Source organism: Desulfobacter hydrogenophilus (genome assembly GCF_004319545.1).
GTDB classification, from domain to species: domain Bacteria; phylum Desulfobacterota; class Desulfobacteria; order Desulfobacterales; family Desulfobacteraceae; genus Desulfobacter; species Desulfobacter hydrogenophilus.
The window spans coordinates 4,631,720-4,643,142 of record NZ_CP036313.1; the positions used below are offsets into that span (position 1 = coordinate 4,631,720).

Annotated in this window: 8 protein-coding genes; 3 read left to right on the top strand and 5 right to left on the bottom strand. The window is 50.6% G+C overall.

Features of this window, described 5'->3' with window-relative positions; all coding sequences use genetic code 11:
- Window positions 1-58 precede the first annotated feature (58 nt).
- From EYB58_RS20585 to EYB58_RS24920, 5 genes are all read right to left on the bottom strand, one after another.
- On the bottom strand, window positions 59-1,465 hold the full coding sequence (locus EYB58_RS20585; protein WP_111956183.1) for a sigma-54-dependent transcriptional regulator: 1,407 nt from the start codon (window positions 1,463-1,465) through the stop codon (window positions 59-61).
- 7 nt (window positions 1,466-1,472) lie between these two features.
- On the bottom strand, window positions 1,473-4,157 hold the full coding sequence (locus EYB58_RS20590) for a hybrid sensor histidine kinase/response regulator (RefSeq protein ID WP_111956131.1): 2,685 nt from the start codon (window positions 4,155-4,157) through the stop codon (window positions 1,473-1,475).
- A gap of 405 nt (window positions 4,158-4,562) precedes the next feature.
- Window positions 4,563-5,591 carry an ADP-ribosylglycohydrolase family protein gene (locus EYB58_RS20595; RefSeq protein ID WP_111956129.1) on the bottom strand — a complete coding sequence of 343 codons (1,029 nt, stop codon included), beginning with the start codon at window positions 5,589-5,591 and terminating at the stop codon, window positions 4,563-4,565.
- Window positions 5,592-5,881: 290 nt separating this feature from the next.
- The gene (locus EYB58_RS20600; protein ID WP_242637457.1) at window positions 5,882-6,277 is read right to left on the bottom strand and encodes a type II toxin-antitoxin system VapC family toxin; all 396 of its coding nucleotides are present in this window, start codon (window positions 6,275-6,277) and stop codon (window positions 5,882-5,884) included.
- A gap of 152 nt (window positions 6,278-6,429) precedes the next feature.
- Window positions 6,430-6,531 carry a FitA-like ribbon-helix-helix domain-containing protein gene (locus tag EYB58_RS24920; protein ID WP_423201847.1) on the bottom strand — a complete coding sequence of 34 codons (102 nt, stop codon included), beginning with the start codon at window positions 6,529-6,531 and terminating at the stop codon, window positions 6,430-6,432.
- Window positions 6,532-6,967: 436 nt separating this feature from the next.
- Here EYB58_RS24920 and EYB58_RS20610 point away from each other — a divergent pair, with 436 nt between their 5' ends.
- Genes EYB58_RS20610 through EYB58_RS20620 form a run of 3 tightly spaced genes read left to right on the top strand, consistent with a single transcriptional unit; the run spans window position 6,968 to window position 11,367 of the window.
- Entirely contained in the window at window positions 6,968-8,653 is a 1,686-nt protein-coding gene (locus tag EYB58_RS20610; protein ID WP_111956127.1) for an L-lactate permease, read from the top strand.
- 10 nt (window positions 8,654-8,663) lie between these two features.
- Window positions 8,664-10,049: an FAD-linked oxidase C-terminal domain-containing protein gene (locus tag EYB58_RS20615; protein WP_111956125.1), complete on the top strand. Its 1,386-nt coding sequence runs from the start codon at window positions 8,664-8,666 to the stop codon at window positions 10,047-10,049.
- A gap of 1 nt (window position 10,050) precedes the next feature.
- Window positions 10,051-11,367, top strand: coding sequence for a (Fe-S)-binding protein (locus EYB58_RS20620; protein ID WP_111956123.1), 1,317 nt, complete (start codon window positions 10,051-10,053; stop codon window positions 11,365-11,367).
- Window positions 11,368-11,423 lie beyond the last annotated feature (56 nt).

An 11,423-nucleotide genomic window follows, 5' to 3' on the forward strand; every position in this document is an offset into this window, starting at 1 on the left:
TATCATGCGTGACGCTAAATCAAGTAACGGATTGTAACTGAAAAAAAGTTGCTTTAGCCTATATCTCGACGCCGTATTTTTTAACCAAAGAATAGAAATGGGATTTGGACAGACCAGACAGGTTGAGGATGCGTTTTACATCCCCGTTGGTGGCGGCAATGATCTGCTCCAGGTAGTGCCGCTCCATTTTCTGTTTCCATGCTTTGAAACCGGGAATGTTGCCCTGAAAAGAGACGACAGGGTTGGTAAGATTGTCTTCAGGCACTTGGGACAACTGTCCCTTTTCAATAGATGCCCGGGCCACCTGGATTCTGACCTCACCCGGCAGGTGCATGGTGTAAAGGATGGCTTCGCTGCCTGAGGCCACAAATGCGGTTTCAACTACATTACAAAGTTCCCTGACATTACCAGGCCAGGGGTAGGCGTTCAAGGTATCAAAAAAGCCCTGCTCTATTTTTTTGGGCGGCAGGTTGTTTACCTCGCAAAGTTGACTGACTTTAAACCGGGTGAGCGTCTCAATGTCCCGGCCCCGTCGGCGTAAAGGCGGCAGGGGCAGATGGATGGTGCGAAGACGGTAGAGCAGATCCCTGCGAAAAGTACCGTTTTCAACCATGACGTCCAGGTCCCGGTTGGTAGCGGCCATGAGGCGAAAGTCGCTGGTGGTCTCTTTGGCATCCCCCAAAGGACGAAACCGTTTCTCCTGGAGGATGCGCAAAAAGGATTTCTGGGCGGACAGGGGCATCTCCCCCACCTCATCCAGGAACAAGGTTCCCTGGTCCGCCAGTTTCACAAGACCGTCCCGGCGCTCCACCGCTCCAGTGAATGCCCCCTTCCGGTGGCCGAACAGGGTACTTTCCATAAGGGTTTCAGTTAAAAAAGCGCAGTCCACCACAATAAAGCCTTTGTCTTTTCTCAGGCTGTTGGCATGGATGGTCTGGGCAAAAAGCTCCTTGCCGGTTCCGGTTTCTCCTGTGATGAGCACGGGCGCGCTGGACCCAGCCCCCTGGGCCATGATCTCAAAACATTTGCGCATGGGGGCCGACCGACCGACAATACGATCCAGATCCAGGCTCACGGCCTGGTGCCGGCGCTGCTTTTCCTGCCGGTATTTCAATGCCCGGGTGAGACTGGCCCGGGTCTCCTTGATGGAGGTGGGTTTGACAATATAGTCCCAGACCCCTTCAGTAATGGCAGTCTCGGCCCCGGCCGGATCACCCAGACCGGTGATGATAAATATTTCGGGGCTGGATTTGGATGCCTCCTTGATCCGGGACAACCCCTCAAGCCCGTTGCCATCGGGAAGGCCCACGTCCAGCAACAGGATATCTACGGCCTGTTCTCCAAGAATCCGGATGCCCTGTTCCAAGGTGCCTGCGGCCAGAAAATCATGTTCCATGCGAAGCACCAGGCTTTTCATGGTGCCACAGAAATCATTGTCGTCATCTATAATTAAAATCAATGCCATGGATGCCTCAATTGGATCTTGCCGGGGCGCAAAGTACATCGTTGATGCCCCGGGATAAGATTGCCTTGTCATAGGGTTTTACAATGAAATTCTTGATATTGGACGACTCCTGTCGGCTGAACTCCACATTTCGTCCCGACACCATGATCACGGGCAGGCCGGGCAATATCCGGACCAGTTGCCGGGCCAGTTCCAGGCCGGAAAATTTTGGCATGTCATAGTCGGTGATAACCAGGTCAAAGCCTGACGGATTTTGTCGAATCAGTTCCAGAGCCTGGCTTGCGCTATCTGCGGCAGTGACCAGGTAGCCCAACTTTTCAATGATCCGGGGCACGCTTTGCCGCTGTTCCGGATCATCCTCCACAAAAAGAATCGTGCCCTGCCCCAGGCAAATGTTGTTTTCAACCAGCCGATCCTCATCTTCCACCTGGTCTATACGGGGTAAAAGTACCGTAAAGCGGGTCAGGTCATAGGCCTTGCTAGTCAGTGAAATGGCCCCGTTATGGCCCTGGACAATACCGTGAACCATAGAAAGCCCCAGGCCTGATCCGAAGTTTTTACCCTTGGTGGAGAAAAAAGGATCAAACACCTTATCCAGGATTTCAGGATCAATGCCGGGACCGTTGTCCGAGACGGTCAGTTCAACATAATGACCCGGAGGCAGGTTAAAGTGATCATCGTTGCCCGGTTCGGGATCTATTAAAATACGTTCATCCAATTTTACTTCGATGCGGCCGCTTTTCCCTCCCAAAGCCTGAAAAGCGTTGGTACACAGGTTCATCACTACCTGATGAATCTGGATGGCATCCCCCCGACACATGAACTTGCCCTGGGCCATGGTTTTGACCACTTCGATGTTGCCGGGAAGCGATATCTCCACCAAGGCCATGGCGTCTTTAACCACCCGGGCCAAATCGAGTTTTCTGAACCGGACATGGCCGGGTCGGCTGAAGGTAAGGATCTGTTTTACCAGCTCCGCACCCCGTTTGCCAGCCGAAAGCACCCGCTCGAGATCCTTGTGGGTCAAGGAATCTTCAGGTACATCGTCCATGGCAAGTTCGGCCGAGTTAATGATGGAGGTCAGGATGTTATTAAAATCATGGGCGATGCCCCCGGAAAGAATGCCCAAGGCCTCCATCTTCTGGGCCTGGCCCAGCTGTTTTTCCAAATTGATCTTTTTGGTGATATCCTCGGCCGTACTCAGCACGCCGGCCACCCGGTTTTTATTATCAAGCAACGGGACTTTGTTGATCTCCAGCCACACCTGTTCCTGGTCGTTGCGCTGGATTTTCAGCAGTCGGGCATGGAACGGGGCGGCGGTTTCAAGCACTTCACGCCCCAGTTGCCTGGACTCTTCGGCGGTGTAGGCCAGGTCCGGCACCGATGAAATATCTCGGTTGATGATGTCGGCTTTGTCCCGAATTCTGAAAAACTTGAGAAATGAGAGGTTCACATCCACCAGGTTAAGGTTCACATCCTGCCAGAAAACCAGATGGGGAATATTGTCCAGGATCAACTGAAGCTGCATCTTGGATTTTTCCATGGCCTGGTTGGCCCTTTTTTTCTGGGTTATGCTGACGGCCAGAAGAACCACCATGCAGGCCAGCACCAAGAGGCCTGAGATAATAAGCCAAAAAATCCCCCGGTTAAGCCGGTAGAAATCATAGGGTTCATTGATGATTCTACTGCCAACCGGCAGCAAAGACATATCCGCCCCCAGGCGTTTGAGTACGTTATGATCAAAAGTATAGGCGTGGCCTTCGGCAGTTTTCACCGGAATCAGGGCCGGATCTTCTCCGTCCAGGATACGCAGGGCCAGCCGGGCAGCGGCCTTTCCCTGGGCCAGGCCCGAGGCCAGCTTGCCTCCCACAATGCCGGTCCCCATGAGAAACTCCCAAGAAGAGTACACGGGCCGATTTGTGGCCCGGCAGATCATGGCGGCAATCTCCTGGATGCTGTAAAGGTTGCCGTCCACCTCTTCGGAGCCTCCAGGCACAATATAAAGCAACGTATCCAAAGACAGGTCCGCCAGGTAGTCCGGCGTACCGGTTTTAAGTGCCTGGAGCTGAAATCCGGTCCTGAAGGTAAAGGAGAAGTCAATTTTCTCCTCTTCAATGGTCTGGCGGATTTCACTGATAATGGCCCGGGAGGTCACGCTGTTGCTGCCGACGATCACCATCTTCCGGGCAGTGGGATGCAGACGGCGGATGATATCCATATTCTCCTTAAAGGCCACGGTTTCTGCAATCCCGGTGATGGCGGACTGTCCCTCTATCATGGAAGGGGTGTAGTTATTGATGCCACAAAACACAATAGGCACCCCGGCAAACAAATCTGGTCGGTACTTCAAGGCAAAGTCCAGGGCATTGTTGTCCGAAGTGATGATAATATCAAACCGCTCCCGGGCAAACTTGGCCTTAAGATAGTTGAACAATATCGTTTGCATCTGTTCGTTTTCATACCGCTTGGCATCCAGATACTCCATCTGAAAATTCAGGCTCTGGCTCTCCACGGGGAGCACCGAACGGATGCCTTCAAGGATATTATCGGACCAGGGATACCCGTTGTTGTAGGAGTTCAGGTAAAGAATCCGCTGGCTTCTGCGTCCGGCAGATTCCTGTGATTCGGCACAACAGACAGCGGTACACGCCAGCAGCCACATGGTGACAATATATATGTAACATCTTGTCATAAAAGGGTAATCCCGATTTAAAACTTAGGTTAATGCAGAATTTTTATGATACCTGAAAACATAGGTCTTTGGCAATGACCGGTTCATGCGGACATCAACCATAACAACCATAATGGATCCTTTTATTATATATTTAAGGTAGTTACAACCCATTAAGAGACCCTAAAACGCGACATGAGTCTTAATCTTTTGAAATTCCTTTACTTCCAGCAGTGGACGAAATTAAAACCAAGCTCAATTAAAATAGTAGTCACCTGAAGATATTCATTTCCGACTATCCCCTCAAAGCTATTTATCCAATCGATATAAGGTTGTTTCGTTATAATTGTAATTGCTGTTCTGTTTATGGTTCTCCATATTTCATCAAGAATTCTGGTCCCATATTTTTCTTATTCGTCTATAAATTCACTTTATTTGATCAAACAAATCGACAGCAGTTTCTTCAATCAGACTTTTCAATTCAAGATTCAGAATCCAATTTTCAGGGATGACATCAATCCCATAGAGCGCCCCTAAGAGATTACCAGTGATGGACCCTGTTGAATCACTATCTCCAGAATGATTGACTGCCAACAAAAGTCCCTTTTTGAAATTATCTCCAGCAACCAGTGAGCAATAAATACCTATACCAAGTGCTTCCTCAGCAATCCACCCTTCCCCAATTCCCGCTATGATATCAGGTCCTGGGATTGCTTTATCCGCCAGCTCAAGTGCTGTATCAATTGATCTTAACGTCTCTTCATTATTCGTGTTGCATTTCAAAATCGAAATTGAATCATCAATCGCAGTGGTAAGCGTTTCCCCTGAAATTAACCTGGAAAGGATCGAAGCAAAGGCTCCTGATGCCAAATATCCGGTTGGATGGCCATGTGTCAAAGCAGCGCATTCACAACCTATTCGAAATGCTTTTTCTGCATCATCATACATAAGCCCCACCGGGGCCATACGCATAACCCCACCGCACCCCTTACTGTCATTTATAGGATTGTCAATTGTGCCCAATTTACCGGATTGCAGAGCAGACAGGCAGCTGTTTCCTGGTGCTCTCAGTGAAAAGAGCTCTTTATGTCCTGTTAATACCCCGTCAATAATGGAGCAGGTGCCATAAGCCTTTATGAGATGTTCTTGACGACCTGTTTCTTGGGTATATAACCATCTTAAAAGCGCATGATATACTGCCGAAATAATACCTGCATCTCCCTGATATCCCTGCCTGACCTTGGATAAAATCAAGCCTTCGGCAGTAAATAATGTCATTTGAGTATCATCCGTAATGCTACCTATCCGACCGTATGCTTCGGAATAATTGGTCAATCCCTCATTCCCAAATGAAGACTTGATCTGATCAAGAGACATAAATTCGATTGGTGCGCCTAAAGCATCCCCAACAGCGCCGCCGATCAGGCAGCCTTTAAAATATTCAAGCGATTTCATGTTTTAATTTTTCTCTCGATAACTCATTATTTACTTTGGTAAGTGGCAATATTGTTCCTAATGCAACACACTGAAAACATATAAAATTTTATTTTAACTACTGTGATTGTAACCCGATGTCAAGGAGGAGGAATAGAATCCAAGACTATCCCTTCCAGTCCTCATCTACTCTCAAATTTAAAAAGAGAATGAATTCTGCAGGGGAAATAATGGTATCAACGCTAAAATATTTTTAATAGTAACTCAGATACCACATATTGTGCTCCGTCAATCCCAGGGATTAATAAATCTCAATCCGTCAATTTCATAAAAACATTGATATTTCGAGTCGCCAGAATCAGGTCTGCCGTTTTTGAAATTGATGCGATCTGTGCATCTTCTATACTGACTGGTCTGCCAATTCTTGTTCTTTTGGATACTATAGCTGCATATTCAACAGCGGCCTGATCATCAAACGGTAGGCATCTGCCCTTAAAATCTTCATCAAACATCTGTTGAGCCAATTCAAATAACATGGTTTTCTTTTTCCCATCATGCAGCAGAGAGATACCGAGAAAAATTTCAGCAACAGTTATTGAACTGATCCACATATCCCACTCGGATTGTTTATCCAGCCAGGATACGACCTGTTTATTCGGCGTGGGTTTCATCAATTCCGACAACACATTCGTGTCAAGCAAAATCATTTTTCCACATCCAATTGAGAATCTGCAGACAGGCGTGGTCCAGAGCGATGGATTTCAGGTAAAACGACACCGCCGGCTTTAGCGAAACGGCTGGCGATTCGGGACCCTATTCCTTCTGAACAGCGCTTTTGCAACAAAAACCTTTTAAGAATTTACCTGGCCTCTTCTTCCATGGATCTTTCATTCATGGCGGCAACCATACGCAATTTTGCTTTAATTGAATCGTCCACATTTCTGATCGTCAAGCTTCCCATTATACCTCCTTTGTGTATTTGTTTTTTTTTGATGCGATGCGAATTTCGACATAATATGATTTCAATGTAGGCAACGCAATCACAATTGTAATATGCGGACCCGGTAAAAATTTTGAAAATATAGGTGGACAGGCGCCCTGATTCAGACATTGTCTGATTTTTAAGACTGACCTATTTAGATAGTCCGTTTTTCCGGACTTTTGAAAGGTTTGTCAAGTCTAAAAAAACGTACAAAAATTTAAATATCATATATTTTCAAGGTGTTGCGAAGGTCGGCACCATTTTTGTATTATATACACCAGGCATGCGGCAAGTGGGAATAGTTCCATCGAATCGTCGCAGATACATTGAATGACCCGGATTGACGCATAAAACTGAACAACACCGTTCATCCAGCTTCTCGGGTCCCATATTTTGGATGAAAAGGAGGAGTGGTTTGTCACTTAGCTTATCAGCATTTATTGCGTTTATTCCCATTGCCCTGGTATTAATCTTTATGGTGGGTTTAAGATGGCCCGCCACCCGGGCGATGCCCCTGGCATGGCTGGTCTGTGTCCTGATTGGGGCCACCCTTTGGAAAATGCCGGCAGGTCTTGTGGCCGCCTCCACCCTGAGCGGATTCGGCAGCGCCGTCAATGTGCTGATCATCGTGTTCGGTGCTGTTCTCATCCTATACACCCTAAGGGAGAGCGGGGCCATGGAGACCATCTCCCACGGTTTTACAACCATCTCCCCGGACCGCCGGGTCCAGACCATCATCATTGCCTTCCTGTTCGGTGCCTTTATTGAAGGATCTGCCGGTTTCGGGACGCCTTCGGCCATTGCCGCACCGTTGCTGCTGGGGTTAGGGTTTCCAGCCCTGGCAGCAGTGTGTGTCTGCCTCATACTCAACTCCATTCCCGTCACCTTCGGGGCCGTGGGCACCCCCATCTGGTTTGGGCTTAAAAATCTCAAGCCGGTTGTGGACGCAGCTGTCAGCCAGGGAGCGCCCGTGGCCTCATTTGAAGCCTTCATGCATCAGGTAGGTGTCTATGCCGCCCTGGTTCATGCCGTGGCCGCCATCCTGTTGCCCCTGTTTGTGGTCTGCTTTCTCACCCGGTTTTTCGGCAAAAATAAGTCCTGGGCCGAGGGCTTAGGTGTCTGGAAGTTTGCCGTATTTGCAGGGGTATGCTATGCAGTTCCCTATCTGTTCACAGCTATTCTTTTTGGTGCGGAGTTTCCCTCTTTGCTGGGCGGACTCATCGGTTTAGGGCTGGTGATCACCGGTGCCAGAAAAAAACTTTTTCTACCCAGAGATACCTGGGATTTTGCCGACCGGGCCCATTGGGAAAAAGAGTGGCTGGGAGATATTGAGCCGGGTTCCAACAATCTGACCCCTAAAATGAGCCAGTTGGCCGCCTGGACGCCCTATATTCTCATTGCCCTGCTGCTGGTACTCACACGACTCTCCTTTCTGCCCTTTAAGGGATGGGTGACATCCTTTGTGATCTCCTTTCCCAAAATTCTGGGTTGGGAAACCGTTAATTTTGCCATGAAACCGTTTTACCTGCCCGGCGTGGTGCCTTTTATGTTAGTGGCGATACTGACCATATTCATACACCGGATCCCCGGACCCAAGGTGGCCCTGGCCTGGAGGGATGCCGTTATGAAGATGAAGAGCCCCACCATTGCACTGCTTTTTGCCGTGGCCATGGTGGAGATTCTGAAACAATCGGGCCACGGTATGGCCGGGTATTCCTCCATGCCCCTGACCATGGCCGAATTTGTGGCAGGACTCTGCGGGTCTTTATGGCCCATGGCCGCCTCCTATGTAGGGGCTTTGGGCGCTTTTATCACCGGCTCCTGCACGGTTTCCAACCTGCTATTTGCCGACTTCCAGTACGGCGTGGCCGCGACCACCGGCGACAGCCATACTATTATTGTGGCTCTGCAGTCCGTGGGGGCTGCCATGGGCAATATGATCTGCGTGCACAACGTGGTGGCGGCATCTGCCACTGTGGGCCTGACCGGCATGGAAGGCACCATTCTGCGCCGCACCATCATCCCCTGTCTGCTTTACGGATTTGTCGCCGGCGTCATGGGAATGCTTTTTATTTACATCCTGTTTCCAGGAACTTTCTAGGAGAAGACCTATGAGCTTATCTTCATCTTTAATCAGCGAACTTCAACAAATATGCGGGGAAAACGGGGTGATGACCTCGGAGGTTGACCGCCAGAATTATTCATACGATGCCGCAGTTCTTGAACCCACCATACCCGCCGCCGTGGTCAGGCCTAACAGCAAAGAGTCCATTGGTAAAGTGATTTCATTGTGCAACGACAGCGGCACCCCGGTTACGGTCCGGGGAGCGGGCACCAACCTGTCCGGGGGCACCATCCCGAACAAAAACGGCATTGTGCTGCTTACCAACCGGATGAACCGTATCATTGAACTCAACGAAACCGACATGTACGTCCGGGTAGAGCCTGGCGTGGTCACAGCCGATCTGGCGGCCCAGGTGGCGGCCAAGGGGCTATTTTATCCCCCGGATCCCGGCAGCCAGGCCGTCTCCACCATTGGCGGCAATGTGGCGGAAAATGCCGGCGGTCTGAGAGGATTTAAATACGGGGTGACCAAAGACTATGTCATGGCTGTGGAATTTTTTGATGCCCTGGGCCGCAAGGTTACCTCGGGGTCCAAAACCGTAAAATGCGTCACCGGATACAACCTGGCAGGATTGATGACGGCGTCCGAAGGCACCCTGGGCGTGTTCAGCGAGATTACCCTGAAGCTGATTCCGCCGCCGGCTGCCTCCAAGGCCATGATGGCGGTGTACGACAGTGTGGAGACCGCCACCCAGACCGTGGCCGCCATCATTGCGGACAGGATCGTCCCCTGCACCCTGGAGTTCATGGATAATTTCACCATTAATGCTGTGGAGGATTTTGCAAACGTAGGCCTGCCCCGGGACGCCAAAGCACTGCTGCTTATTGAAGTGGACGGACATCCCGCCCAGGTGGCCGAAGACGGCGAAAGGATAGAGCAGATTTGCAAAAAACTTGGCGCCCGTGCCATCCAGGTGGCCCGGAATGATGCTGAAAAGGATAAGGTGTGGGAGGCCAGACGTGCAGCCCTGTCCGCCCTTGCCCGGCTCAAGCCCACCCTGGTCCTGGAGGACGCCACCGTGCCCAGAAGCCAGATTCCTGCCATGGTCAGCGCCATTGAGAAACTGGCTCTAAAGTATGATATTCCCATCGGCACCTTTGGCCATGCAGGCGACGGCAATCTGCACCCTACCCTTTTGACCGACCGACGAGATGTCGCCCATTGGGAACGGGTGGAAAACTGTGTGGCCGACCTGTTTGACGCGGCCCTTTCCTTAGGTGGAACATTGTCTGGGGAACACGGCATTGGTATTGCTAAGGCCGGATTCATGAAAAACGAGGTGGGGCAATCCTCCATTGACTTCTGCCGGACCATGAAGGCCGCCATTGACCCGAACAACATCCTCAACCCGGGAAAAATCATAGGACAATAAAATGTCAGAGCTAAACAAACTTTCAAAAAGCCTCAAAGAGATTGAAAACCAGCTCACGGACTGCATGAAGTGCGGGATGTGCCAGGCGGTCTGCCCGGTGTTTAAACAGACCGGGAATGAGGGCGATGTGGCCCGGGGCAAGATATTTCTTCTGGAGCGCCTGGCCGAAGAGATGCTCACCGACGCCAAGGGGGCCAAAACCCGGATTGAAAAATGTCTGATGTGCGGCACCTGTGCCGCCAACTGCCCCTCGGGGGTAAAAATCCTGGAAATCTTCCTGAAAGCCCGGGCAGCGCTGACCGAGTATATCGGGCTCTCCCCGGTGAAAAGACTAATTTTCAGGGGTATGCTCAAACATCCGGAGCGTATGGATGCCCTGGTGGATACGGCAGCCAGGTTCCAGAATCTTGGCACATCCAAGGCCGACCCCAACCAGGGTACCCGGTGTTCCAAACTGCTGTCCGGGGTGATCGGTAACAGGCATTTTCTGCCCTTGGCCAAAACGCCGTTCCATAAGACCTACCCCTCGCTGAACATCCCGGCCGGGCATTCAGGGCTGAAGGTGGCATTTTTCCCGGGCTGTGTCACTGACAAGATGAACCCTGAAATCGGTAAGGCAGTGCTCAAGGTGTTCAAACATCACGGGGTGGGCGTATTTATGCCCAAGGGTCAGGCCTGCTGCGGAATTCCCGCCCTGGCATCCGGTGAACGGAATACCTTTGACACCCTGCTGGCCCACAATGCCGCCCTGTTTGCTGAAGAATCGTTTGATTACCTGATTACGCCATGCGCCACCTGCACGGCCACAATTAAGGAGATCTGGCCCATGATGTCGGAAAAAGACTCCATTGAAAAATTCAGGGCCGGACAGTGGGCCCCAAAAACCATGGACATCAGCCAGTTTCTGGTGGATGTTCTGCAGGTGGCACCGGCACAGAAGTCATACGCTGGTTCCCATTCCATTGAATTCGCCGGGGACACCGTGACCTACCACGATCCCTGCCATCTGGCCAAATCGTTGAAAATCAAAAGCCAGCCCCGGGATCTGATCCGGGCCAATGCCGCTTGCACCTTTGTGGAGATGGCTGAAGCAGATACCTGCTGCGGCAACGGCGGCAGTTTTAACCTGCAGAACTATGATTTATCCAAACAAATCGGTATGGAAAAACGGCAGAATATCCTGGCCAGCGGGGCAGGCACCGTTGCCACCGCCTGCCCTGCGTGCATGATGCAGATCCGGGATGTTCTTTCCCAGAACCATGACGGGGTAAAGGTCAAACATGTAATTGAGATCTATGCCGACACCATTAAGGATTAGGACCGCAGATTAAATAAATTGGGCAGAAATAACGCCGAATATTGATTCATCTACAA